We start from the raw sequence: 24,716 nt of genomic DNA on the forward strand, positions 1-24,716 counted from the left end.
CCGTCAGGTACCGCCGCGCCCCCGCGCCGCCGCCGGCGGTACGGCTCAGCGCGGGCAGACCGGGATGTCCCGGCCCGCGTTGTCCCTGGCCTCGTCGTTGCCCCAATGCGTCAGGTACAGCGCGGGCACCCACGCGCGCGACGCGCCCCCGCTCGCGTACACCTCGTCCAGATCGGTCAGCAGCCACCAGTGGTTGAAGTCCTCACCGCCGTTGCGCTCCATCCGCTGCCCCCACCGCTTGCAGAACACATAGTGCCTGCCCCTGCGCAGCTCACCAACCGGGGCACCGGACGCCGCGGGCCGCTCGTACCCCTCGGCCGCGGCGAAGGTGTCCACGAAGAACCGCTCCCGGCCCACCTCCGGCCCCACGTCCGGCCCCGTGTCCGGGGCGGCCGGCGACGCCTGACCCGCCGTCTGCGCCGGCCCCTGCGGCGAGGTCTGCCGCTGCGGGGTGCTCCCGCCGGTGGAGCCGCCCTGCCGGGCACGGTCGGAGGGCCACAGCACGATCAGGACCGCGGCCAGCGCCAGCGCGAACGCCCCCGCCACCAGCCAGCCCGCGTACGCCGCCGGCCCCCGCCCGCCCGGCCGCCCCTGCCGTCCTTGGACGGCGGGCACGGCGAAGGTCTCCTCCGCGGGCGGGATGTCGGCGAACCGCGTCTCCACCAGCGTCGCGTCGTCCCCCGGCTCCCGCTCCGGCCCCACCGCGGACGGGCCGGCAGGGGACGGGTCGGCGGGCGGGGCGGCGCCGCAGCGCGGGCACGCCTGCGCGTCCGTCCCGGTGTCGCCACCGCACTGCGGGCACCGCATCACCCTCACCTCCGCCGCTCGCCCCCAGCGTCCCCCCTACGCGGTCAGCGGGTCTCGGCGGCCAGCCGCACACCCAGCCCGACCAGGACCACCCCCGACACCTGCTCCAGGCGGCGCCGCACCCCCGGACGGGCGAACGTGCGCCGCGCCGCGTCCACGACCCACACCACCACCAGGTACCAGACCAGGTCGATCAGCGACCACAGCACCGACAAGGCCACCAGCACCGGCAGGACGGGCGCGCCCTCGGGCACGAACTGCGGCAGGAACGACACCGCGAACACCCCCGCCTTCGGGTTCGCGACATTGGTGATCAGCCCGAGCCGGTAGCAGCGGCCCAAAGGCACCCCGGCAGGCGCCCCGCCGCCCTCCACCCCGGCACCGCTGCCCACGTCCCCGGCGTCGCCCGGGAACGCGCCGCGGCGGGCCTGCCACAGCGCCCTGGCACCGAACCACACCAGCACCACCGCGCCGGCGATCCGCATCCCGTCATAGGCCACCCGCGACGCCGCCAGCAGCGCCGACAGGCCCAGCGCCGCCGACACCCCCCACAGCACCACCCCGGTCTCGTTCCCCAGGACGGTGGCCAGCCCCGCGCGGCGGCCCGACCGCATCGACGACCGCAGGATCACCACCGTGCTCGGCCCCGGCACCAGCGCGATCACAACCGCGGCCCCGGCGAAGGCGACCAGATTCTCCAGCACCCGGCCATCCTCCCAGAGCCGGCGCCGCCCGTCTCCCCACTTTTCCGGCCACGGCCGCCCCCGCGCCCGCGTTATCGGGCCGGGCGGTTCACCGGGTCCGGCTCGCCCGGCTCCTCACCACCGGTCGGCCGCGGCCCCGGCGGACCCGTCGGCGCCTCCGTCGGCGACGGCCGCGGCGGCGGCGACGGCTCCCCGGCCGAGGGCGTCGGCGCCGGAGACGGCGACTGCGACGGCGGATCGGGCGGCTGCGGCGGCGGCTGGCTCACCTTCGGCTGGCACGCGAACAGCAACAGCATCAGCAACACCAGCAGCGCCAGGATCGCCGCCAGCGTCAGCAGCGCCCCCACCAGGCCCCGCTCGGCACGCTCCGGCGGCGCCGCGACCGGCGCCGGAACCGGCGGCCGCTCCAGCGCGGGCTCACCCGACCCCAGCCAGTACGGCTGGAACCGCGGCCCGCGCCACACCGCCCACCGCCGGCCACCGACCCCGCCCTCCAGCATCACCGGCGCCAGGAACCGTTCCGCCCCCGCCCGGCCCGACCGCTCACTGTCATACGACGTCGCCACCCACGGCGCCGGGCCCTCCGGCTGCGCCGCCACCACCGGAGCCGCGTCCCCGTCCCCCGCCGGCCGCCCCGGACCCGGCAGCGACGAGGTGATCGCCGCGCGGAACCGGTCCCGCGCCGCCGCGTCCCCGGCCGCGCCCCGGTTCAGCACCGCCACGCTCGCGCGCCGCCCCGCCTCGTCCACCCCCAGGTACACGATCCCCGCCTGGGTCTCCGACAGCCGCGCCTCCAGCCGGTACGGCCCCAGCTGTACGGGATCACCCGGAGGCAACGGCCTGGACATGGCCGCCAGACTACAACCGCCCACCAGAGGTAAAACCCTGCCACCGCCCCTTTTACAGCGTTCTTACAGCCACCGATGGCAGGCTGACCCCCGGCACGCCCACAGCCCATGCCACACCGGCCACCAGCGCCGATCCCCGCCACCCTCCCCGGCGGCGGGCACGGCACGGACCACGCCGCCCACCCCGCACCCCCGGTGGGAGCCATCCGCCGCCAATGGGTACATGTGATCGCGTAAGGTCGGAATGCGCCCGCCGGCACCCGCACGGACAGCGCAGAACGGTGAGAACAGTGAAGGACGGGGAGATGACCGTCGCAGCGCAGGACATCGACCAGGCCGCCGCGCTCCTGCAGCACACGGTCGCCGAGGTCAAAAAGGTCATCGTCGGCCAGGAGCACATGGTCGAGCGGATGGTCGTCGCGCTGCTCGCCCGCGGCCACTGCCTCATCGAAGGCGTCCCCGGCGTCGCCAAGACCCTCGCCGTGGGCACCCTCGCCCAGGTCGTCGGCGGCACCTTCGCCCGCCTGCAGTTCACCCCCGACCTGGTGCCCTCCGACATCGTCGGCACCCGCATCTACCACCCCTCCACCGAACAGTTCGACGTCGAACTCGGCCCCATCTTCGTCAACTTCGTCCTCGCCGACGAGATCAACCGCGCCCCCGCCAAGGTCCAGTCCGCCCTCCTGGAGGTCATGGCCGAACGCCAGGTCTCCCTCGGCGGCAACACCTACCCCGTCCCCAACCCCTTCATCGTCCTGGCCACCCAGAACCCCATCGAATCCGAAGGCGTCTACCCCCTCCCCGAGGCCCAGCGCGACCGCTTCCTGATGAAGATCGACGTCCGCTACCCCGGCGCCCACGAGGAACTCCAGATCCTCCAGCGCATGAGCGTCGACCCACCCGAAGCCGACCGCATCCTCGACCCCGAACGCCTCATCGGCCTCCAGCGCGCCGCCGAAGAGGTCTCCGTCCACGAACTGATCGCCGACTACATCGTCCGGCTCGTCATGGCCACCCGCGAACCCGACCAGTACCGCCTGCCCGACCTGCGCCAGGTCATCGAGATCGGCGCCAGCCCCCGCGCCACCCTCGGCCTGGTCGCCTGCGCCCGCGCCCTGGCCCTGGTCAACGGCCGCGACTACGTCCTGCCCGACGACGTACGCGCCGTCGCCCGCGACGTCATGTCGCACCGCATCGTCCTCACCTTCGACGCCCTCGCCGACGGCGTCGAGACCGCCGACGTCGTCGCCCAGATCCTGGCCGCCGTCCCCCCGCCCCGCGTCGTCTGGAACCACGGCACGGTGACCGCCCAGTGACCACCGGCGCTCCCCGGCCGCACCACCACGCCACCGGTGCCCCCGGCGGCGGGACGCTAAGCGCACGCCGCGCCCGCACCGCCGCCCTCGCCCCCGAACGCACCCTGCGCCGCCTGGAACTGGCCGTCACCCGCAAACTCGAAGGACTCCTCAACGGCGAGCACCTCGGCCTGCTCCCCGGCCCCGGCACCGAACTCGCCGAAGCCCGCCTCTACCAGCCCGGCGAGGACGACGTCCGCCACATGGACTGGGCCGTCACCGCCCGCACCACCACCCCCCACGTCCGCGACCTCATCGCCGACCACGAGCTGGAGGCATGGGCCCTCATGGACCTCACCCCCAGCATGGACTTCGGCACCGGCACCGTGATCAAACGGGACCTGGCCGCCGCCGCCCTCGCCGCCGTCGGTTTCCTCACCGTCCGCCTCGGCGACCGCGTCGGCGCCTACCTCCTGCACCCCACCGGCCTGGGCCGCTGGCCCGCCCGCACCGGCAAGGCCGCCCTGTACGCCCTGCTCGAAGCCGTCCTGGACACCACCCCCGGCAACGACGACCCCCACCCCCGCCGCACCCGCACCCCCGCCACCCCCGGCGCCAGGCCCGTCCCCGACCTCGCCGCCGCCATCACCTCGCTCGACCGCGGCCAGACCCGCCGCGGCCTGCGCGTCGTCATCTCCGACTTCCTCCCACCCGCCGACGACCCCCACACCGCCGACACCCCACACGGCCCCCCGCCCTGGGAGAAACCCCTGCGCCGCCTGGCCGCCCGCCACCAGGTCCTCGCCGTCGAGATCATCGACCCCCGCGAACTCGACCTCCCCGACATCGGCCTGGTCGAGATGACCGACCCCGAAACCGGCACCGTCCACGAGATCGTCCTGTCCCGCCGCGTCCGCGAACGCTACGCCGCGGCCGCCGCCGCCCAACGCGACCGCACCCGCGCCGCCCTGCGCCGCTGCGGCGCCCACCACCTCGTCCTGCGCACCGACCGCGACTGGGTCGCCGACGTCGCCCGCTTCACCCTCCGCCAGCGCCGCGCCGCCGGACGCGCCCTCGGCAGAACCGGAGCACGCCCATGAGCGCCCGCCCAAGCGCCCCGGCACAGCACACCCCGGAACAACACCACCCGGCACAGCACACCCCGGGGCCGCGCCCGAGGAGGAGCCCATGACGTTCCTGTCACCCGAACGGCTCTGGCTGCTCGCCCTCCTGCCACTGATCATCGGCGCCTACACCCTGCTGCAGATGCGCCGCCGCAACTACGCCGTGCGCTTCACCAACCTCGCCCTGCTCTCCCAGGTCGCCCCCCGGCGACCCGGCTGGCGCCGGCACGTGGCCGCCGGACTGTTCCTGGCCATGCTCCTCATCCTCATGATCGGCTTCGCCCGGCCCGCCACCAGCGTCAAAGTTCCCCGCGACCGCGCCACCATCATCGTCGCCGTCGACGTCTCCCTGTCCATGATGGCCAAGGACGTCCCACCCGACCGCTTCCAAGCCGCCAAGGACGCCGCCAAGAAGTTCATCCGCGACCTGCCCGCCCGCTTCAACGTCGGCGTCGTCGCCTTCGCCGGCTCCGCCAACCTCGTCGCCTCGCCCACCACCGACCGCCAGTCCGCCATCGCCTCCATCGACCAGCTCGTCCTCGCCAAACGCACCGCCATCGGCGAAGCCGTCTTCACCTCCCTGCAAGCCGTCCGCTCCTTCGACGCACAGGCATCCCAGGACCCGCCACCCGCCCACATCGTCCTGCTCTCCGACGGGGACAACACCACCGGCCGCTCGGTCCCCGAAGCCATCGACGCCAGCCGCGCCGCCCAGGTCCCGGTCTCCACCATCGCCTTCGGCACCCCCTACGGCACCGTCGACATCGAAGGCGAGACCACCAGCGTCTCGGTCAACAAGGAAACCCTGCGCGGCCTCGCCCAAGGCGCCGGCGGCAAAGCCTACGAGGCCGCCGACGGCAGCGAACTGTCGGAGGTCTACGACAGCATCGGCACCTCACTGGGCTTCAGGACCGAACACCGCGACGTCGCCGCCCGCTTCACCGGCATCGCCCTGCTGCTCGCCCTCGCCGCCGGCGGCACCTCCCTGTTCTGGTTCGCCCGCCTGCCCTAGCCGCGATACCGTCGGCCAACGTGGGGGAACACTACTTCACCGGACGGCCCACGGCCGCCGGGCGCCGCCGCACCGTCGACCTGGTCCTGCCCGACCTGCACCTGCGCCTGGACACCGACGCCGGCATGTTCTCCCCCGACCGCGTCGACCCCGGCACCCGCATCCTCCTGGAGACCGTCCCCCCTCCCCCGCCTACCGGCGACCTCCTCGACCTCGGCTGCGGATACGGCCCGGTCGCGCTCACCATGGCGCGACGCTCGCCGCAGGCGAGCGTGTACGGGGTGGATGTCAACGAACGTGCCCTCGGCCTGGCCAGGAGCAACGCCACAATCGCCGGCCTTGACAATGTAAGGTTCAGCCTGCCGGACCAGATCGACCCCGGCCTGCGCTTCGCCGCGATCTGGTCCAACCCGCCCATCCGCATCGGCAAGACCGCCCTGCACGACCTGCTGCTGGCCTGGCTCCCCCGCCTCACCCCCGGCGGCACCGCCCACCTGGTCGTCCAGAAACACCTGGGCTCGGACTCCCTGCACCGCTGGCTCAACGACCAGGGCCTGCCCACCACCCGCCTGGCCTCCCGCTCGGCCTACCGCGTCCTGACCGTCACCGCACCCGCCACCCCGCCCGACCAATCCCGGCCCGGCCAGCCCCCACCCGACCAGCCCCGGCCCGACAGACACGGAACCGCGACCCCATGACCGGCACCCCCAAAGAGCAGCAGGCGCGCAGGCAACTGCGCCCCACCGACGTCAAACGCCTCAACCGCGACTGGCGCAGGCGCACCGAGGCACGCCTGGGACTGCTGGTGGAATCGGTCACCCAGCCCTTCAACATGGGCTCGATCATCCGCACCGCCGCCGTCTTCGGCGTCGAACACCTCTGGCTGGCCGGCAACGCCGTCGAACCCACCCACCGCAACGCCGCCAAGACCGCCCTCGGCACCGAACGCCTCGTCCCCTGGGAACACGCCGGCACCCCCGCCAAGGCCGCCGCCGCGATCCGCGCCGAAGGGCTGCGGCTGGTGGCCGTCGAGCTCACCGGCGACGCCGTCCCCCTGCACCAGGCGCCACTGGACGGCGACGTGTGCCTGGCCGTCGGCGGCGAGGACCACGGCTGCTCCCCCGCCCTGCTCGCGGAGGCCGACGCCGTCGCCTACATCCCCCAGATCGGCCGCGTCGGATCCCTCAACGTCGCCGTCGCCACCGCCATCGCCCTGGCCGAGGCCCGCCGCCGCGAATGGGCCACCTGACCACCGCGGCCCCGGTTACCGGTCCTCCGGTTCCCCGGGGCCGCGGCGCCGGTGCCCGTTCAGTGCCCTTCAGTTCCCGGCGGCCGCCATCAGCTCCGCGAACTCCTCCAGGGAGATCCGACCGTCCCGGTTGCGGTCGGCGTCCACCATCACCTCCACGGCCCGGGTCTCGGTGATCTCCCGCCCCAGCGCCCTCATCACGTTCTTCAGCTCGGCCGTGGAGATGTAGCCGTCGCCGTCAGCGTCCACCATCTCGAAGGTGGCGCGGTACTCCTCGGGATCGCTCATGGTCGCATCAGCCTTCACTCGTCTCCGTGGAAGAAGCGACCGTAACACCTTCCCCGCGCCTTGACGTTGTAAGGTCCGGACCGGTTCAGGCGGTTTCCGGCACGCCGAATCGCCCGACACACCGCCACCCGCCATAATCGGGTGAGTGCCCGGCACCTTCGAATTCCTGGACCATCCCGGCCCCATCCCGTTCGCGCACCGCGGCGGCGCCGGCGGCTCCGCCCCCGAGAACTCCATGGCCGCCTTCCAGCGCGCCATCGACCTGGGCTACCGCTACCTGGAGACCGACGCGCACGCCACCGCCGACGGCGTCGTGGTCGCCTTCCACGACCACACCCTCGACCGCGTCACCGACAGCACCGGCACGATCGCCAGGCTGCCCTACACGCAGGTCGCCCGGGCCCGCATCGGCGGCACCGAGCCGATCCCCCGCCTGGAGGACGTGCTCGGCTCCTTCCCGCAGGCCCGCGTCAACATCGACCTGAAGGACGCGCCCGTCATCGGCCCCCTCGCCCAGGTGCTGCACCGCACCAAGGCGTGGAACCGGGTGTGCATCACCTCGTTCTCCACGCGCCGCCTGGCGCAGATGCGGGCGCGCCTGCCGCTGTTCACCGATCAGGAGGTGTGCATGGCGCTGGGCCCCCGCGGCGTGATGGCCCTGCGCGCCAAGTCCTACGGCGGCCCCACCGCCAAGCTGGTGCGGCTGGCCTCCACCGGCGTCGCCTGCGCCCAGGTCCCCTACGGCCTAGGACGGCTGCCGTTCGTCACCGAATCGTTCATCGCCCAGGCGCACACACTGGGCCTGCAAGTGCACGCCTGGACCGTCAACCGGCGCGACGAGATGGAACGCCTGCTGGACCTGGGCATCGACGGCATCATGACCGACGACCTGATCACACTGAGGGACGTGTTCACCGCCCGCGGCCTGTGGCCGCGTCCCGGCCGGTCGGTCACCGTCAACGCCGACCGCTGACCCGCACCGCCCCGCGCGGGACAGGCCCTAGCGGCCGAACCCCGGCGGCCGCTGCGGGCCCGGCCCCGAACCCGGCGGCCGGTACTCGGCGGCGATGCGCAGCGGAGCCGGCTGCGCGGACGGGGCGGGCCGGGGCGCGGGCCGCTCGTCCACCTGCCCGCTCGCAGCGGGCTGGACGAGGCCGAGCCGCCCCGACCGCAGGCTCTCCAGCAGCTCCAGATCCTCCGCGGACACCAGCGCGGCCATGACCTTGCCGCGCCGGGTCAGCGCGACGCGCTCGCCGGTGTAGGCCACCCGGTTCACCAGGTCGGCGAACTCCTTGCGCGCCTCCGTCACCGCTTTCTCCACGCTGTTCATCTTACGGCGAACTCCCCTTGGCCCTTCCCGCCCGCGACAGTACAGTTCGTAACGTACAGAACGTACGAAACGTACAGATCATTTCTGTGGGCGGCCGACAGGCCATGGACGGAGGCACCATGCGGGAAGAACGCGAGCCCGGCGGGACGCAGCCCGGCGGGACGGGGACGGCGCGGCCCGAGACCTACATCGGGCGGACCCTGGCGTCGGTGGAGGCACCCGAGCATCCGGCGAGCGAGGCGCTGTTCCAGCGGCTGCTGGAACAGCGGATCATCTTCCTGGGGCAGGAGATCGACGACCGGCTCGCCAACCGGGTGTGCGCCCAGCTGCTCCTGCTGGCCGCGCAGGACGAACGGCGCGACATCACCCTGTACATCAACTCCCCCGGCGGTGTCGTGGACGCCGGGATGGCGATCTACGACATGATGCAGTTCGTCCCCAACGACGTCTCCACCGTCGCGATGGGCATGGCCGCGTCCATGGGGCAGACGCTGCTGTGCGCCGGCGCCCCCGGCAAGCGGTACGCCCTGCGGCACGCCCGGGTGATGATGCACCAGCCGCACGGCGGCATCGGCGGCACCGCCTCCGACATCAAGATCCAGGCCGAGCAGTCCCTCTACCTCAAGACGATCCTGGCCGAGCGGCACGCCTTCCACACCGGCCGCAGCCTCGCCGAGATCCAGGCCGACTCCGACCGGGACCGCTGGTTCACCGCCGAGGAGGCCAGGGACTACGGCCTGGTCGACCACGTCATCGACACCACCGACCGGGTGGGGTCGTGACGGCCGCGCCGCACGACGCCCGGGGCGGCGCCGCCGGGCCGGAGCCGCCCCGCGCCCGGTACGTGATGCCCTCGTTCGTGGAGCGCACCTCCTGGGGCACCAAGGAGATGACGCCCTACAACAAGCTGTTCGAGGACCGCATCGTCTTCCTCGGCACGCAGGTCGACGACACCGCCGCCAACGACGTCACCGCCCAGCTGCTGGCGCTGGAGGGCATGGACCCCGACCGTCCCGTCAGCCTCTACATCAACTCGCCCGGAGGGTCGCTGACGGCGATGCTGGCGATCCACGACACCACGCGGTACATCAAGCCGGAGATCGAGACCACCTGCATCGGGCAGGCCGCCTCCGCCGCGGCGATCCTGCTGGCCGGCGGGACCAGGGGACGGCGGGCGGCGCTCGTCCACTCCCGGATCCTGCTGCACGAGCCCGCCGTGGAGGGCGCGATCCGCGGGCAGTCCAGCGACATGGAGATCGCCGCGCGCGAGATCCTGCGGCTGCGCGAGCAGATGGCGCTGATCCTGGCCGAGGCCACCGGACGGGACCCCGCCGACATCCGCCGCGACCTGGACCGCGAACGCTACTTCACCGCCGAGGAGGCCAAAGAATACGGGCTGATCGACGAGGTCCTGACCAAGCGCGGCTGAAGGGGGAGACCGGCGGCCTGCATCTCGTCGGGCCTCCTGACGGTTGTCGCCGACCACGTCCGCAACGGTGATCCTGCCGGGCCTCGGGGGCGGCAGAAGGCGGAGACCATCGGGGTCCTCCGTTGATCTACCACCTGCGTGGCCGTGCGGTTGAACGCCGTACGTTCGGGGAATCTTGTGACGGTATCCAGCGTTGGGCAAGGCGAGAATGCAAGCCGTCTGGGAGGCACGTGACGATGGCCGAGCGCGCACTTCGCGGCACCCGTCTCGGAGCGACGAGCTACGAGAACGATCGCAACACCGATCTGGCCCCCCGCCAGGAGGTCGACTACACCTGCACCAAGGGCCACCGGTTCACCGTGACGCTCGCGGCCGAGGCCGAGGTGCCGATGACCTGGGAATGCCGTAACTGCGGCGCGACCGCCCTGCGGGTCGACGGTGAGCTGCCGCAGGCCAAGAAGGGCAAGCCGCCGCGTACCCACTGGGACATGCTGATGGAGCGCCGCACCCTGGAGGACCTGGAGGAGGTCCTGGCCGAGCGCCTGGAGATCCTGCGCGCCGGCCGCCGCAAGACCGCCTGACAGGCCCGGATCCGCCTCCCGGCGGGTTCGTGACGGCGCTTCGCGACGACGTTGAGCCCGTGCCGCCATCCCCCCGGCGGCACGGGCTCGACCATGTCCGGCACCGCCGCACGGCGCTACGGGCGCCGGCCACGGCGGTCGTCGTCCTTGACGATCCCGCCCTCGATCACGTCGCCCCCGATGACCTCGTCCTCGATGACCTCGCCCTGCACCACCCGGCCCTCGGGCCGCCCGGCCGTACCGTCCCCTCCGGCGCCGAACGGGCCGCCGTACCGGCCGAACGCCTGACCGCCCAGACCTCCCATCCCCGGCGGGAACACCGCGCCGCGCGCCTCGGCGGCCCGCAGCCGCCGCGCCCCGTAGGCGGTCAGCAGCCTGCGCATCACCGGGCGGGTGAACGGCAGCACCAGCAGCAGCCCGGCCACGTCGGTGAGGAACCCGGGCGCCACCAGCAGCAGCCCCCCGGCCAGCACCAGGGCCGTGCCCGACAGCTCCCGGTCGGGCGGCGTCCCGCGCCGCAGCGCCTCCTGCAGCACCCGCCAGGCCCGCCGCCCCTCGCGCCGCACGATCCAGCCGCCCAGCACGCTGGTGGCCACCAGCGCCGCCAGCGTCCACCAGCCGCCGATCAGCCCCGCCAGCTGGACGATCACCAGGATCTCCAGGACGGGGACCAGCAGCATCACCAGCAGCGTTACGAGTGCCGTCATGGCTCCAACTCGGGGTTCGCGGGGACGGATGGACGGGTCGGCGACACGGACGGCCCCGGCCCGGGCGCGGGGCCTCCGTCCTGGTCAACGCCGGGACGTACGCGAACGTTTCCGGCCGGGACCGGCCATCCGCGCCGCCCTTCCCGGGCCGTGCCGGTGCGGGTCAGCGGCGGCCGCGCAGGCGGCCCAGCCGGTTCTCCACGCCCCAGCGGGTCACCCGCCAGGCCGCCTCGGCGAACACGTCCCCGCTCATCTTGCTCGTCCCGTGCACCCGGTCCACGAAGGTGATCGGGACCTCCACCACCCGCAGGCCCTCGCGCAGCGCGCGCAGCGCCAGGTCGATCTGGAAGCAGTAGCCCCGCGAGTCCACGCCCTCCAGCCCGATCTTCTCCAGCGTGGCGGCGCGGAACGCGCGGAACCCGCCGGTGGCGTCGTGCAGAGGCATGCCCAGCAGCAGCCGGGCGTAGGTGTTGGCGCCGCGCGACAGCGCCTCCCGCGTCACCGGCCAGTTCTCCACCTTCCCTCCGGGGATCCAGCGGGCGCCGATCACCAGGTCGGCGTCGCGCAGCGCCGCCAGCAGCCGCGGCAGCTCCTCGGGCTGGTGCGAGCCGTCGGCGTCCATCTCCACCATGACGTCGTAGCCGTTCTCGGCCGCCCAGCGGAAACCGGCGACGTAGGCGGGGCCCAGCCCCTCCTTGCCCGTCCGGTGCAGCACCTTGACATGGTCGTCGGCGGCGGCCAGGCCGTCGGCCAGCTCCCCCGTCCCGTCCGGGCTGGCGTCATCGACGATCAGCACGTCCACCGGCGGCGCCGCCGCGCGCACCCGGCCGACGATGCCCTCGATGTTGTCCCGCTCGTTGTAGGTCGGGATGATCACGAGCACCCGGCCGAGATCGGCTGGGATCTCCATCGGCGTCAATTCCCCTCGTTCTTCCTGCCGGTGAACGCGTTACCGCCGGCGACCGCTCCGCGGCGGGTGAGCCACAGCGCCACGGCCGCCGCGCCCGCGCCGAGCGCGGCCAGCGCCCACTCCGGGACGGCGCCGGCCCGGCCGGCGATCGTCCGCGTGGTGCGCGCCGGGACGGAGGCCACCTGGATGTCGGGCACGAACTCCCCGGACTTGTCGATCATCCGCCCGTCCGGGGCCACGATGGCGCTGATGCCGCTGGTCGCGGCAACCAAGATCGTACGGCCATGCTCGACCGCGCGCAGCCGGGACATCGCGATCTGCTGCGGCGGAAGGCTGGTCCTGCCGTAGGTGGCGTTGTTGGTCTGCACCACCACCAGCTCCCCGTCGGCGGCGTCGCGGACCTCGGCGTCGTAGGCGACCTCGAAGCAGATCACATCGCCGATGGTGGCCGGGCCCAGCCGCATCACCGGGTCGCGGGTGCCGTGGGCGAAGTCGCGCGGGATCCGCTCGAACCGGGTGATCAGCTTGGTGAGGACGCCGCGGAACGGCAGGTACTCGCCGAACGGCACCGGGTGCCGCTTGACGTAGTAGTCGCCGGGGCCGCGGACCGGGTCCCACACGATCCCGCGGTTCTCCACCTGCGACCCGTCCGGGGTGTCGGTGAGCGCGCCGACCAGGACCGGGACGCCGATGGCGCGCACGGCCCCGTCGATGGCGGCGCGGGCGTCCGGCTCGGCATAGGGGTCCAGGTCGCTGGCGTTCTCGGGCCACACCACCAGCTCGGGACGCGCCACCTCGCCCGCCCGCACCCGCTCGGCCAGCTCGTAGGTGACCCGGACGTGGTTGTCGAGCACCGCCTTGCGCTGGGCGTTGAAGTCCATGCCCAGGCGCGGCACGTTGCCCTGGATCACCGCGACGGTGACCGGCCGTCCCGCCGACGGGGTCGGGATCGCCAGGCCGCCGCCGATCAGCGCGGCCGTCGCCGCCACCGCGACCGCGACGGGCCTGGCCGACGCGCGCAGCACCGCCGCCCAGGTCCGCGCCGCCGCGTCCTCCCGGTGCCGGGCGCGCAGGACGGCGACCGTCCCGTAGGCCAGCAGCGCGCCGGCCAGGGCGGTGACGAACGAGACCAGCGGCGCCCCGCCCAGCGACGCGTACGGCGTCAGCGGCGTGGCGGTCTGGCTGAAGGCCAGCCGCGCCCAGGGGAACCCGCCGAACGGCACCCGCCCGCGTACCAGTTCCTCGGCCACCCACAGCGCCGCCACCCACACCGGCCAGGCGGGCAGCCGGGTGACCAGTGCCACGCCCGCGCCCATGGGGACGAAGTAGAGGGCCTGGACGGCGGCCAGCAGCAGCCAGGCGTCCGTCCCGATCACCACCAGGCCCTCCAGGACGGGCACGAAGAACACCAGCCCGGCCACCAGGCCCAGCCACGCGCCGGTGCGGGCGGGCATGCCGTGCGTCGCCAAGGTCAACAGCGCCACGCCGGGGAACACCAGCGGGGTCAGGTCGGCGGGCGGGAAGGCCAGCCACAGCACCAGCCCGCCGACGACGGCCAGCAGCGTGCGCGGCCATCCGGCCCGTCCGCCCCGGCGCAGCCACCCTCGCGCCGGCCGTTCCGGCGCGGGCACCGGCGCCGCGGTGGCGGCGGCCGGAGCCGTGCCCGTGTCGGTGCCCGTGTCGGTGCCCGTGTTGGTGCCCGTGTTGGTGTCCGTGGCGGCGGCCTTGCCGGTGTCGGCCGCGCCGGTGTGGGGCTCGCCGGTGCCCGGCGGTCGTTCCGGCAGGATGTCCCGCACCAATTCCGCTCCTCGCTCGGCCCTTCCCGGCCCTTCCCCGGCCTCGTCGCGGGCCCTGGTCGTCCCATCCCCGCCGAACCGCTTGCGGGAACGCTACCGGCCCACGGCGCCCACGGCGACCCGCGACCTCAACGGGCCGTCACCCGCCCCACCGTCCGCTCGCGGGACCGTACGGCGCCGCTACGCAGGGTATGCGCACCGGCGGGGCGGATGGGGCACGGAAAGAGGCCGCGGGCGTGGAAAGAGGCCGCGGGCACGGTAGGTGTCTGCGGGTACTGAGAAGAGTCCGTTGGCATGGAAGGAGTCCGTGGGCGGAAAAGGGCCCGCGACATCCCTCGGGCCGGAGTCGTCCCACAGGCGGTGAGAGCGATGCTCCGTTTTCTACTGGATGTCCGGGCCCTTTCCGGGTCCAAGCCCCCGCCCGATCGGACGGCCCCGCCTGGCGCGGCCACCGGTCACCACCCCTGGTTCGGACGGGCCGGTAAGGGGCGGGCCGTGCTGAGCTCCCCCGTCGATCCCGTCGTGGCGCGGTCCAGCGGCGCCCCGAGAGGCCGATCGGTGAGTCCTGTGCTGGACTGGAGCCAAACTACCGGAGTACCGGGCCTTGTCAACCGCCGCATGTTCTGGAGAGATTCCACGTTTCCCCAGCTCAGAGCCATGATCCGCGCATGGGTGGTATTTACCGGGGGCAGACCGGGCGCCGACCGGCCGCCCGGGCCGATCAGGACGGGCCGGGCGGTTCGGGCACGACGACGGTGCCCACGGCGGTGGCCGCCACGATCGGCTCGGGGAGCACCTCGGCGGCCGACCCGCCCTTGTCGGGACGGCCCCGGCACACCACGCGCGCCTCGAACGCCAGCGCCCGGCTGCGCCGTCCCGCCCGCTGGAGCACCGCGCTGACCTCCAGCACGTCCCCGGCCCGCACGGGCGCGCGGAACTGCACGTCGGAGTAGGAGGCGAACAGCCCTTCGTCGCCGTCGGTGCGGATGCACATCTCGGTGGCCACGTCCCCGAACAGCGCCAGCAGGTACGCGCCGTCGACCAGGTTCCCGGCGTAGTGGGCGTGCGAGTAGGGGATGTAGCGCCGGTGGGTGACGGTGAGCCCCTCCCGCGGGCCGCCGCCGCCCGCTGCCCCGTTGCTCATGACGCGTCCCCTTCGGCGTGGGCCCTGCCGGGCAGCAGGGCGTGGACGAGGTAGCTGGCGACCTCGGCGGGCGTGGTGCCCTTGCCGAAGACGCGGTCGACGCCCAGTTCCTCGGCGGTGACGGTGTCGAAGCGGGGCCCGCCCACCACCAGCAGGGGCCGTCCCATGCCGGGGGCCACGGCGGTCGGGTACTCGGCGTGGAAGGCGGCGGCCATCTGCTTGGTGTTGTGCAGGTGGGCGTTGCGCTGGGTCACCACCTGCGACACCAGGACGGCGTCGGCGTCCTCGGCCTTGGCCCGCGCGACCAGCTCCTCCACGGTGACCTGGGCGCCCATGTTGACCACCTGGATCTCCCGGTAGTACTCCAGGCCCTTCTCCCCCGCGAAGCCCTTCACGTTGAGGATCGCGTCGATGCCCACGGTGTGGGCGTCGGTGCCGATGCAGGCGCCGACCACGACCAGGCGGCGGTTGAGGGCGCCGCGGATGGCCAGGTTGACCTCGCTGGAGGTCAGCAGCGGGTACTCGCGCTCGGGCGGGACGGGGATGCCCGCGTAGTCGATGAGGTGCCCGCACCTGCCGTACACGATGAAGAAGGTGTGGCCGGGGCCCATCGCCTTGGAGTGCACGACGCTGGCGGGGGCCAGGCCCATCTTCCCGGCCAGTTGCAGCGCCGCGGCGTCGGCGCGCTTGCCCGCCGGGACCGGCAGGGTGAACGACATCTGCACCATGCCGTCCCCGGTGGTGTCGCCGTAGGGGCGGATGACCTGCCGGGCGTCGGCGGGCCCGCCCTGCTCCTCCCCGGCCGGGCTCCCGGCACGGGGGCCTTCATCGGTGCGTGCCCGCTCGGTCATGCCGTCACCTCCTGGTCGGCCGCCTGCGCGGCGTGCGGGTCCTCGGTGTCCAGGATCTCGATGGCGGGGTTGAAGTACCCCTCGGCGCGGGGGACGACCCCGTCCAGTCCCTTGCCGCCGTCGGGCGGGCGCCGGGTCACGCCGAAGGTGCCGTCGGCGATGGCGGTGAGCAGGCCGTCGCGTTCGACGCGTTCCAGCAGCTCCACCGACTCGCCCAGCACCCGCCGGGCGCGTTCGGCGATCATGCCGCCGGGGCGGGGCGCGAAGTCCTCGGCCAGGCCCGCGCAGGCGTCCCGGACGTAGCGGACGTTCTCCAGCGCCAGGTCGCGGTCCGACAGCCACGGCGTGTGGATGCCCTCGGTCATCATCCCGATCAGGATGATGGACTGCCCGGTCATCACCCCGGCCAGGTTGAAGAAGGCGTCCAGCAGGTAGCCGGCGAAGATGTTGCCGGTCATGTGCTTGGTGGGCGGCATGTACTTCAGCGGCGCGCCGGGGAACAGCTCCCGCACCAGCTGGGCGTGCGCCAGCTCCAGCCGGAACGACCCGGGCACCGCCGGGTCGATCTCGAAGGCGTGGCCGAGCCCGAGCTGGGCGTCGGTGAGCCCGGCCTCGTGCCCGAACCGCTCGTTGAGCAGCTGGCTGACGATGACGGTGTGGGCGGCCTCGACGGCGTCGGCGGTGGTGAGGTAGTTGTCCTCGCCGGTGTTGACCACGATGCCGGCGCGGGCGTGGACCTGCCGGGAGAAGCGCTGGTCGATGAAGGTGCGGCGGGGGTTGATGTCGCGGAAGATGATCCCGTACATGCAGTCGTTGAGCATCATGTCCAGGCGTTCCAGCCCGGCCAGCGCCGCGATCTCCGGCATGCACAGCCCCGAGGCGTAGTTGGTGAGCCGCACGTACCGGCCCAGCTCGCGGGAGACGTCGTCGAGCGCGGCGCGCATCAGCCGGAAGTTCTCCTGGGTGGCGTAGGTCCCGGCGTAGCCCTCGCGGGTGGCGCCCTCGGGGACGAAGTCCAGCAGCGACTGCCCGGTGGAACGGATCACCGCGACCACGTCGGCGCCCTCCCGCGCGGCGGCCTGCGCCTGCGGGATGTCCTCGTGGATGTCGCCGGTGGCGACGATCAGGTAGATCCAGGGATGGGGCGGGTCGCCGATCGAGGCCAGCATCCGGTCGCGTTCGGCGCGGCGCCGGTCGATGCGGGCGATGCCGGCGCGGGCGGCGTCGCGGGCGGCCGCGCGGGCGTCGCGGGCGTCGGTCCCCTCGGGGAGGCGGAACCGCGCCCGGCCGCGGGCGGCGTCCCGCGCGAGCTCGGTGAGGTCCGGGTACGGGCCGCGCAGCAGCGCGTCCCACACCGGCAGCGCGATACCGTGCTCCAGCCCGGTCTGGGCGCGCACCGCGTCGGCGAGATGGTTGACCCACGGCCTGCCGTCGGCGTCGGCGCCGGACAGCCCGGCGATCCTCAGCAGGGCCCGTTCCACCGACACCGTGGTGTGCGTGCGGGCCATCTCGATGACCGGTTCGGCCGCCCGCGCCGCCAGCGCCCGGGCCCGGCGCACCAGCGCCGGATCCAGATCGAGTTTCCCCTGCGGCGCCATCGCCGCCTCCCCTCACCGTCCACGGCTCGTACGTGAAGATCTGCTCTCATCTACGTTCTACCATCGAGATCTTCCTGACAAATACCACCAAATCGCAAGACCCTCCGCGCTTTGCCGCTTTCTCGTGATCCAGATCCGCGCAAACGGACGAGCGTTCCGGCAAGCAGGGCGTCACCGCTCAAGCCATGCCCAATCGCAATTAGCGAGCGTAGAGTCACGGTGCGTCACTCATCTGGTCTCTGGTCCTGGAGGGGTGCATGGTGTTCTACATCCTCGCGGCGGCCTGCGCCATAGCCGTGGTGTTCGCCGCGGGCCGGCTGGTCCGCCGCGGCATCGACGACGGCGATCCCGGCGGCGCCACCGCCGCCCACACCGGAGCGATGCTGTCGGCGCTGTTCCTGCTGGCCTTCGCCGTCGCCATCGTCGTCCCCTGGGCCGCCACCGACTCCGCGCGGCTCAACACCTACGCCGAGGCGCAGGCGATCACCGAGGCGTACTGGTCGGCCGAGCGGCTGCCCGCGGGCCCGCGCGAGCACGCCCGCGCGGGCCTGGCCGACTACGCCCGCTTCGTCCGCGACCGGGAGTGGCGCGACATGGCCGAGGGCCGGCTCAACCCCGACGGCGGGGCACGGCTGGACGCGGTCCGCCGCCAGGTCATCGCGCTCCCCGCCGGCGACGACGCCCCCGACCAGGCGGCCGGCGACGCCCGCGCCGCGGTGCTGGAACAGATCGGCGCGATCTCCGCGGCACGCCACCAGCGCGCGATGGACGCCCGCGTCCGCCCGCCGACGGCGCTGCTGGTCATGACGGCGGTCACCGGCCTGCTGGTGGTGGCCTTCCCCTACCTGGCCGGGGCGCGGCCGCGCGGGATGACCGCGGTGCCGCTGGCGCTGCTGGCCGGGCTGCTGGCCATCGGCATCTACCTGGCCATCGACATCTCCCACACCTTCGCGGGCGGGCTGGCCGTGCGTCCCGACGCCTTCACCGGCGCCCTCACCGAGATCCAGCGCATCTCGGCGGGCCCGTGACCGCCCGCCGCACCGTGTCCCCCGCCGTGTCCCCCGCCGCACGCATCGCCGCCCCCCTCGCCCTTCTGTTCGCGGCGGGCCTGGCGGTGCTGCCCGCCTCCGAGGCGACCGCGTCCCCGCGCCGCCCGGTCCCCGTCTGCGTCGAGGTGTCGGCGTCGATGGACGGCCTCGCCGACGTGGGCGTCACGGTCGCCGTCCCCGGATCGGCCTGCCCCAGCCCGCCGCCGCCCCGCCCCGAACCTCCACCAGAACCTCCGCCCGCGCCCCCGCCCCCGGTACCGCCCGAACCGGCGGCACCGCACGAGCCGCCGCCCTCGTCCGCGCCGGTGGCCGCGAGCCCGCCCCGGCGCGGCGCGCCGGTAGAGCTCGACGCACCAGCGCAGCGCCCCGCCCCCGCGCCCGAGCCCGAGCCGCGGCGTCCCCAGCCACCCGAGCCCTCCGTCGCCGAACCCGAACGGGCACCGCCGCAGCCGCGAACGGCCAAGGCACCGCCACGGCGCCGCCATCCCCTGGCGAACCCGCTGGTCGTGGTGGTCCTGGCCACCGTGATCAGCTCCTCGGCGTCGCTGGCCTTCGCCCGCTGACCGCCCGCCGACCGCCCGCAGCCGTCCTGTGGCCGGTGCCGCCGGTGACCGCGGGCGGCGGGTGTGGTGAACGGCACCGCACCGCCGCCCGCGGACCGGCGCGCTACAGTCCCGGAATCTCGCCGTTGCGGAACGCGTCGACGAACAGCCGGTGGTCGTCGCGGACGATCGCGGCGTACTCGTGCGCGAAGGAGACCATCGCCTCCACGAACGGGCCCTCGTCCGGGCCGATCACCGAGTTGATGGCGTCCTCCACCTGGAAGCCCACCAGGGTGTGGTCGGAATCGCTGTCCGACACGCAGTGGATCTTGGCGGTGGCGCGGCCCAGGTCGTCCAGGACCGACATCATCTCCTCCGGCTCGGTCAGCCCCGACCAGTCCAGGTCCGCCTCGTAGGGCGACAGCTCCTGCACCACGTACCCGACACCGTCGATCTCGGTGTAGCCCAGCCACGGATCGGTGTTGGCCTGCAACGCGCGGCGCGACAACGCGGTGCGGTGACCGTGGTGCTTGAAGTAGTCGCGGATGCGCGGGTCGTGCACGACACGGCTGGGCGCGGCGACGTTCCCCTGCTTCATCGACAGGATCACATCGTTCTCCAGGGCCTGCGAGTGCCCCTCCACCAGGATGTTGTACGCCGACAGCCCCGCCGACCCGATACCGAACCCCGAGGCGCCCACGATGTCCTTGACCTGGTAGGTGAGGCTGCCGAACCTCTTCTCCCTCGGGATCGTCTCCAGGTAGGCGTGGTAGGCGCGCTCCACCTTGGCGCGCTCCGCCTCGTCCAGGCGGCGCACGCCCGAGCGGTTGCGGAACCGCCGCTCGTGCTGCTCGACCAGCGTCTTGTCCTCCAGCAACCCGATGCGCGTGGACGACAGCGCCGCGATCAGCACGTCCCGCACGTACCCGTCGGCGTTGTCGAGGGTCAGCGCGAACCCGTGGTCGCCGCCGCCGGCTGCGAACCGCCGCACCTGGTCGACGTACGCCCGCACATAGGTCTCCACCAGCCGCCGGATGTCGGAGTCGGAGATCGCCTTGCTCCAGGCCAGCAGCGCCACGCTCGCCACCAGCCGTTTGACGTCCCAGGTGAAATGGCCCACGTACGCCTCGTCGAAGTCGTTGACGTCGAAGACGAACACCCCGTCGTCGTTCATGTACGTGCCGAAGTTCTGCGCGTGCAGGTCGCCCTGGATCCAGACCCGGCCGGTGCGCTCGTCGGCCCACGGGTCTTCGTCATGGATCACGTCGGCGTAGAACAGGCAGGCGCTGCCCCGGTAGAAGGCGAACGGATCGGAGGCCATCTTGCGGAACCTGCGCCGGAACTCGGCCGGGCTGCGCTCCATCAGATGCGAGAAGGCGTCCACCAGGACGTCGACGATCTGGTTCCGGCGCTCCTTGGGGTCCTTGTCCCGCAGGGCCTGAGTGATGCTCGCCATCACCTGTCTCCTCGCTGCTCTAGGCGTACCGGGTCATTGTGCCGAATCGCGCTCGTCCCGCGCGGTGAACAGCGAGCGAATCCCCGGTTCGGTCCGCAGCAGGTCCAGCGCCAGCTCGGCGTGCCCGGGGACGTAGCCGTTGCCGACCAGCATCGTCACATCGGCGGCCAGGCCCTCGGCGCCCAGCGCCGCCGCGGGGAACGAGGTCGCCATCGAGAAGAACACCACGGTGCCGCCGGGCGCGGTGCCCAGGATCGCGCCGTGCTCGCAGCCGGGCACGTCCACGCACACCACCGTCACGTCGGCGGGCTCCCCCAGCGCCCGCGCCACCGCCACCGGGTCGCGCGCGTCCGCCCGCACCACCCTGTCGGCCAGGCCGGTGGCGGCCAGCCGCCGCTCCTCCTCCACCGTCGGCACCAGCCCCACCGTCGCGGCGGCACCGGCACGGCGGGCGGCGGCAAGCGACAGCGACCCGCTCTTGCCCGCCGCGCCCAGCACCGCCACCACCGGCCCCCGCCCCAGGCGGGACGCGGCCTGGCCGACGACGCGGCGGGTCAGGGCGGGCGCGCCGCACACGTCCATGACCGACAGCGCCAGCGGCACCGGAAGGTCGCCGGGCAGCACGGCGGCGATGGACCGGGCGAACAGGATCGCGTGACCCGAGGTGGGGACCTGCTCGGACCGCCCGTCCCAGCGTTCCAGGCCGTCGTCCACGGCCAGCGGGGTCAGGGTCAGCGACACCAGCGTCGCGACGCGGTCGCCCGCCCTCAGCCCCAGCGGCGACCGCGGCCCGGCCTCGTCCACGACGCCGACCAGCATGCCGCCCGACCCGGTGACCGGGTTGTGCATCTTGCCGCGTGAGGTGATGATCCCCAGCACCTCGCGGCGGATCGCGTCCGGGTCACCGCCGTGCGCGGTGCGCAACTGCCGGTAGGACGCGGCGTCCAGGTTGAGCCGCTCCACCCGCACCCGCACCTCGTCCGGGCGGATGCGGGGATCGGGGTCCAGCCGCAGCGCCGCCTGCGGCAGCACGCCCTCGGGCTCCAGCACGCGGTGCAGCCCCACCTCGGTCCCGATCACGCTCGCCTCGCGACTCGTCCGGCTGCTCATACGGCGGCTCCTCGCCGGTCTCCGGTCTTCCGCATCCGGCCACGCTCACGCGCAGGTCACGGAAGATGTACTTGGTCTTATTGGTTGGATCGAAAGTCTTCCCGTAAAGTCGGGCGTACACGAGATTTTTACGCGATCTGTCCGACGGGGTCCACCCGTCGCCGAGGAGGGGTCGACGATGACCACCGCCCTGCGTCCCGACCCGGACGCCCGCCCCGCCGCCCCGCAGCCCTACGCCTACCGCCGCAGGCCGCTGGTGGAACCCGACTGGACACGGCTGCCCGGCTGGCGCGAGGTGACCCGCGCCGAATGGGAGTCGGCGCAATGGCAGCGCGCGCACTGCGTCAAGAACATCCGCCAGCTGCGCCACGTCATGGGTGACCTGCTCGACGAGTCCTTCTACGCCGACCTCGAACGCGACCAGGCCGAACGCGCCACCATGTCCATGCTGGTCACCCCCCAGATGCTCAACACCATGGACACCTCCTCCACCGACGCCTTCTACGCCGACCCGGTGCGCCGCTACATGATCCCCGTGCACAGCGACCGCCGCACCGACTGGCCCTCCCACCCCTACGCCACCCGCGACTCCCTCCACGAGGCCGAGATGTGGGCCGTCGAAGGACTCACCCACCGCTACCCCACCAAGGTCCTGGCCGAACTCCTGCCCACCTGCCCCCAGTACTGCGGCCACTGCACCCGCATGGACCTGGTCGGCAACTCCACCCCCGCCGTCGACAAGCACAAGTTCACCATCAAGGCGCCCGACCGGCACGGCGCCATGCTGGACTACCTGCGCCGCACCCCCGGCGTCCGCGACGTCGTCGTCTCCGGCGGCGACGTGGCCAACCTGCCCTGGCCCCGCCTGGAATCGTTCGTCGACGCCCTGCTGGACATCGACACCATCCGCGACATCCGCCTGGCCACCAAGGCGCTCATGGGCCTCCCCCAGCACTGGCTCCAGGACGAGGTCCGCGCCGGCATGGAACGCCTGGCCGCCAAGGCCCGCGAACGCGGCGCGCAGATCGCCATCCACACCCACGTCAACACCGCCCGGTCCCTCACCCCGCTGGTCGCCAGGGCCGCCCGCGCCATGCTCGACACCGGCATCCGTGACGTCCGCAACCAGGGCGTGCTGCTGCGCGGCGTCAACGCCACCCCCGAGGCGCTGCTGGACCTGTCGTTCGCCCTGCTCGACGAGGCCGCGATCCTGCCCTACTACCTCTACCTGTGCGACATGATCCCCTCCAGCGAGCACTGGCGCCTCGCCGTCTGGGAGGCCCAGGAGCTCCAGCACGCGATCATGGGCTACCTGCCCGGGTTCGCCACCCCGCGGATCGTGTGCGACGTCCCCTACGTCGGCAAGCGCTGGGTGCACCAGCTCGCCGGCTACGACCGCGAGCGCGGCGTCTCCTACTGGACGAAGAACTACCGCACCGGCATCGAGACCTCCGACGACGGCGCGCTGGAGCGGCGGTACGAGTACTACGACCCGATCCACACGCTGCCGGAGGCGGGCCGCGCCTGGTGGCGGCGTCAGGCCGCCGCCGCCTGAGCGCCGGGTGCGCCGGCCCGGCACCTTTACATTGTAGATCAATAAATGGGATAGGCTTCCGGGGTGCCCTCCCGACCGTCCCCGCGGCCCGCGCCGCCCGCCCGGCGGTTCCCGTACGGGGCGGCGGTGACCGTCGCCGAGCTGGACCGCGACCCGCATCCCCTGCTGGCCCGGCTGCGCGCGCACGAGCCGGTCTCCTGGCTGCCCGCGCTGGAGTGCTGGCTGGTGACCTCCCACGACCTGGCGGTCCGGGTGATGCGGGACGCCGCGTCCTTCACCGTCGACGACCCGCGCTTCTCCACCGCTCGGCTGCTGGGCCCCAGCATGCTGTCGCTGGACGGCCGCGAGCACACCCGCCACCGGGACCCGTTCGCCCGCGCCTTCCGCCCCGCCATGACCCGCGAACGCTTCACCGCGTTCGTCGAGGCCGAGGCCGCCCGGCTGGTCACCGCGCTGGCACCGGCCGGCCGCGCGGAACTGCGCGGCGACCTGGCCGGCCCGCTCGCGGTCGCCGTGGTGGCCGAGGCGCTGGGCCTGGACGGCGTGGACGCCGCGACGGTCCGCTCCTGGTACGGGGAGTTCGTCGACGGCGTCTCCGCCATCACCGCGGGTCAGGAGCCGCCCCCCGGCGCCGCCGTGGCCTACGACCGGCTCCGCGCCGCCGTCCGGGAGGTCATCGGCGCCTCCCCCGCCGGCTCGCCCCTCGCCTCCGCCGCCCACCGGAACCCGGACCGGGGCGAGGGGACGGCGAAGGGCGGCGGGCTCACCGAGGCCGAGGTGGTCGCGAACGCCGCCGTCCTGATGTTCGGCGGCATCGACACCACCGAAGGCATGATCACCAACGCGGTGCTGCACCTGCTGGAGGACCCCGGCCGGCTCGCGCTCGTCCAGGCCGACCCCGGGGGCCTGCTGGCCGGGGCGATCGAGGAGTCGCTGCGGCTGGAGCCGTCCGCCTCGGTCGTCGACCGCTACGCCACCCGCGACCTCGACCTGGGCGGGGCGCCCGTGCGCAAGGGCGACCTGGTCCGGGTGTCGATCGCGGGCGCCAACCGCGACCCCGCGGTCTTCGCCGACCCCGACCGCTTCGACCCGCGGCGCGAGAACGTCTCCGAGCACCTGGCGTTCGCCCACGGACCGCATTTCTGCTTCGGCGCTCCGCTGGCGCGCCTCGAGGCGCACGCCGTCCTGACGGCACTGCTGACCCGCCTGCCGGGGCTGCGGCTCGACCCGTCCCGCCAGGCCCCGGTGCGGGGCCTGGTCTTCCGCAAGCCCCCGCACCTGCACGTCCTGTGGGGCACGCCCCCCGGCACCTCCGATATGTGAAACCATTT

Annotated in this window: 26 protein-coding genes; 13 read left to right on the forward strand and 13 right to left on the reverse strand. The window is 73.5% G+C overall.

Features of this window, described 5'->3' with window-relative positions; translation table 11 throughout:
• Positions 1 to 45: 45 nt before the first annotated feature.
• From QSK21_RS04200 to QSK21_RS04210, 3 genes are all read right to left on the reverse strand, one after another.
• Positions 46 to 807 (reverse strand): hypothetical protein, encoded by a 762-nt coding sequence (locus QSK21_RS04200; protein WP_285693836.1) that lies wholly within the window; start codon positions 805 to 807, stop codon positions 46 to 48.
• Positions 808 to 851: 44 nt separating this feature from the next.
• The gene (locus QSK21_RS04205; protein ID WP_285693837.1) at positions 852 to 1,511 is read right to left on the reverse strand and encodes a LysE family translocator; all 660 of its coding nucleotides are present in this window, start codon (positions 1,509 to 1,511) and stop codon (positions 852 to 854) included.
• Between the two features lie 71 nt (positions 1,512 to 1,582).
• Positions 1,583 to 2,359: a hypothetical protein gene (locus QSK21_RS04210; RefSeq protein ID WP_285693838.1), complete on the reverse strand. Its 777-nt coding sequence runs from the start codon at positions 2,357 to 2,359 to the stop codon at positions 1,583 to 1,585.
• A 305-nt stretch (positions 2,360 to 2,664) separates the two neighbouring features.
• Between QSK21_RS04210 and QSK21_RS04215 the strand changes: the two genes are divergently transcribed.
• The 5 genes from QSK21_RS04215 to QSK21_RS04235 all read left to right on the forward strand — a co-directional run bounded on the left by QSK21_RS04215 (position 2,665) and on the right by QSK21_RS04235 (position 7,039).
• Positions 2,665 to 3,675, forward strand: coding sequence for an AAA family ATPase (locus QSK21_RS04215; protein ID WP_285693839.1), 1,011 nt, complete (start codon positions 2,665 to 2,667; stop codon positions 3,673 to 3,675).
• A complete protein-coding gene (locus tag QSK21_RS04220) occupies positions 3,672 to 4,754 on the forward strand; it encodes a DUF58 domain-containing protein (protein WP_502871501.1) in 1,083 nt (360 codons plus the stop codon). Before QSK21_RS04215 ends, QSK21_RS04220 begins: the two co-directional genes overlap by 4 nt.
• An 88-nt stretch (positions 4,755 to 4,842) precedes the next feature.
• On the forward strand, positions 4,843 to 5,790 hold the full coding sequence (locus QSK21_RS04225) for a VWA domain-containing protein (RefSeq protein ID WP_285693840.1): 948 nt from the start codon (positions 4,843 to 4,845) through the stop codon (positions 5,788 to 5,790).
• A gap of 20 nt (positions 5,791 to 5,810) precedes the next feature.
• Positions 5,811 to 6,488 (forward strand): class I SAM-dependent methyltransferase, encoded by a 678-nt coding sequence (locus tag QSK21_RS04230; protein ID WP_285693841.1) that lies wholly within the window; start codon positions 5,811 to 5,813, stop codon positions 6,486 to 6,488.
• Positions 6,485 to 7,039, forward strand: a complete 555-nt coding sequence (locus tag QSK21_RS04235) for a TrmH family RNA methyltransferase (protein ID WP_285693842.1) — start codon at positions 6,485 to 6,487, stop codon at positions 7,037 to 7,039. Before QSK21_RS04230 ends, QSK21_RS04235 begins: the two co-directional genes overlap by 4 nt.
• Positions 7,040 to 7,108: 69 nt before the next feature.
• On the opposite strand, the gene QSK21_RS04240 is transcribed toward QSK21_RS04235, so the two are convergent.
• Positions 7,109 to 7,327 carry an EF-hand domain-containing protein gene (locus tag QSK21_RS04240; protein WP_285693843.1) on the reverse strand — a complete coding sequence of 73 codons (219 nt, stop codon included), beginning with the start codon at positions 7,325 to 7,327 and terminating at the stop codon, positions 7,109 to 7,111.
• Positions 7,328 to 7,472: 145 nt separating this feature from the next.
• On the opposite strand from QSK21_RS04240, the gene QSK21_RS04245 reads away from it, so the two are divergent.
• Positions 7,473 to 8,300, forward strand: coding sequence for a glycerophosphodiester phosphodiesterase family protein (locus QSK21_RS04245; RefSeq protein WP_285693844.1), 828 nt, complete (start codon positions 7,473 to 7,475; stop codon positions 8,298 to 8,300).
• A gap of 27 nt (positions 8,301 to 8,327) precedes the next feature.
• Here QSK21_RS04245 and QSK21_RS04250 read toward each other — a convergent pair whose 3' ends face one another.
• On the reverse strand, positions 8,328 to 8,648 hold the full coding sequence (locus QSK21_RS04250) for a type II toxin-antitoxin system Phd/YefM family antitoxin (protein WP_285693845.1): 321 nt from the start codon (positions 8,646 to 8,648) through the stop codon (positions 8,328 to 8,330).
• A 128-nt stretch (positions 8,649 to 8,776) separates the two neighbouring features.
• Here QSK21_RS04250 and QSK21_RS04255 point away from each other — a divergent pair, with 128 nt between their 5' ends.
• From QSK21_RS04255 to QSK21_RS04265, 3 genes are all read left to right on the forward strand, one after another.
• Complete coding sequence (locus QSK21_RS04255) at positions 8,777 to 9,439, forward strand: ClpP family protease (RefSeq protein ID WP_285693846.1); 663 nt, start codon at positions 8,777 to 8,779, stop codon at positions 9,437 to 9,439.
• Entirely contained in the window at positions 9,436 to 10,086 is a 651-nt protein-coding gene (locus QSK21_RS04260) for an ATP-dependent Clp protease proteolytic subunit (RefSeq protein ID WP_285693848.1), read from the forward strand. The genes QSK21_RS04255 and QSK21_RS04260 overlap by 4 nt, the downstream gene beginning before the upstream one ends.
• 236 nt (positions 10,087 to 10,322) lie before the next feature.
• Positions 10,323 to 10,667, forward strand: a complete 345-nt coding sequence (locus tag QSK21_RS04265) for an RNA polymerase-binding protein RbpA (protein WP_285693849.1) — start codon at positions 10,323 to 10,325, stop codon at positions 10,665 to 10,667.
• A 116-nt stretch (positions 10,668 to 10,783) separates the two neighbouring features.
• On the opposite strand, the gene QSK21_RS04270 is transcribed toward QSK21_RS04265, so the two are convergent.
• The 6 genes from QSK21_RS04270 to kamD form a co-directional block, all read right to left on the reverse strand.
• Positions 10,784 to 11,374, reverse strand: a complete 591-nt coding sequence (locus tag QSK21_RS04270; RefSeq protein WP_285693850.1) for an FxsA family protein — start codon at positions 11,372 to 11,374, stop codon at positions 10,784 to 10,786.
• A 163-nt stretch (positions 11,375 to 11,537) separates the two neighbouring features.
• The gene (locus tag QSK21_RS04275) at positions 11,538 to 12,284 is read right to left on the reverse strand and encodes a polyprenol monophosphomannose synthase (protein WP_285693851.1); all 747 of its coding nucleotides are present in this window, start codon (positions 12,282 to 12,284) and stop codon (positions 11,538 to 11,540) included.
• 5 nt (positions 12,285 to 12,289) lie between these two features.
• A complete protein-coding gene (lnt, locus tag QSK21_RS04280; protein WP_285693853.1) occupies positions 12,290 to 14,080 on the reverse strand; it encodes an apolipoprotein N-acyltransferase in 1,791 nt (596 codons plus the stop codon).
• A gap of 721 nt (positions 14,081 to 14,801) precedes the next feature.
• Positions 14,802 to 15,224 (reverse strand): 3-aminobutyryl-CoA ammonia lyase, encoded by a 423-nt coding sequence (kal, locus tag QSK21_RS04285; RefSeq protein WP_285693854.1) that lies wholly within the window; start codon positions 15,222 to 15,224, stop codon positions 14,802 to 14,804.
• Positions 15,221 to 16,075 carry a lysine 5,6-aminomutase subunit beta gene (gene kamE, locus QSK21_RS04290; RefSeq protein WP_285693855.1) on the reverse strand — a complete coding sequence of 285 codons (855 nt, stop codon included), beginning with the start codon at positions 16,073 to 16,075 and terminating at the stop codon, positions 15,221 to 15,223. The genes kal and kamE overlap by 4 nt, the downstream gene beginning before the upstream one ends.
• Positions 16,072 to 17,673, reverse strand: coding sequence for a lysine 5,6-aminomutase subunit alpha (kamD, locus tag QSK21_RS04295; RefSeq protein ID WP_285693856.1), 1,602 nt, complete (start codon positions 17,671 to 17,673; stop codon positions 16,072 to 16,074). Before kamD ends, kamE begins: the two co-directional genes overlap by 4 nt.
• Before the next feature lie 257 nt (positions 17,674 to 17,930).
• Between kamD and QSK21_RS04300 the strand changes: the two genes are divergently transcribed.
• On the forward strand, positions 17,931 to 18,701 hold the full coding sequence (locus tag QSK21_RS04300) for a bestrophin-like domain (protein WP_285693857.1): 771 nt from the start codon (positions 17,931 to 17,933) through the stop codon (positions 18,699 to 18,701).
• Positions 18,698 to 19,285: a hypothetical protein gene (locus tag QSK21_RS04305; RefSeq protein WP_285693858.1), complete on the forward strand. Its 588-nt coding sequence runs from the start codon at positions 18,698 to 18,700 to the stop codon at positions 19,283 to 19,285. The genes QSK21_RS04300 and QSK21_RS04305 overlap by 4 nt, the downstream gene beginning before the upstream one ends.
• Before the next feature lie 103 nt (positions 19,286 to 19,388).
• Here QSK21_RS04305 and QSK21_RS04310 read toward each other — a convergent pair whose 3' ends face one another.
• Positions 19,389 to 20,720 carry a DUF2252 domain-containing protein gene (locus tag QSK21_RS04310; protein ID WP_285693859.1) on the reverse strand — a complete coding sequence of 444 codons (1,332 nt, stop codon included), beginning with the start codon at positions 20,718 to 20,720 and terminating at the stop codon, positions 19,389 to 19,391.
• Between the two features lie 33 nt (positions 20,721 to 20,753).
• The gene (kdd, locus tag QSK21_RS04315) at positions 20,754 to 21,830 is read right to left on the reverse strand and encodes an L-erythro-3,5-diaminohexanoate dehydrogenase (protein ID WP_285693860.1); all 1,077 of its coding nucleotides are present in this window, start codon (positions 21,828 to 21,830) and stop codon (positions 20,754 to 20,756) included.
• 178 nt (positions 21,831 to 22,008) lie between these two features.
• Here kdd and QSK21_RS04320 point away from each other — a divergent pair, with 178 nt between their 5' ends.
• Positions 22,009 to 23,385 carry a KamA family radical SAM protein gene (locus QSK21_RS04320; RefSeq protein ID WP_285693861.1) on the forward strand — a complete coding sequence of 459 codons (1,377 nt, stop codon included), beginning with the start codon at positions 22,009 to 22,011 and terminating at the stop codon, positions 23,383 to 23,385.
• Between the two features lie 63 nt (positions 23,386 to 23,448).
• Positions 23,449 to 24,708 (forward strand): cytochrome P450, encoded by a 1,260-nt coding sequence (locus QSK21_RS04325; RefSeq protein ID WP_285693862.1) that lies wholly within the window; start codon positions 23,449 to 23,451, stop codon positions 24,706 to 24,708.
• Positions 24,709 to 24,716: the final 8 nt, after the last annotated feature.

The sequence above is a fragment of the Actinomadura sp. NBRC 104412 genome (assembly GCF_030269515.1).
Classification (GTDB): domain Bacteria; phylum Actinomycetota; class Actinomycetes; order Streptosporangiales; family Streptosporangiaceae; genus Spirillospora.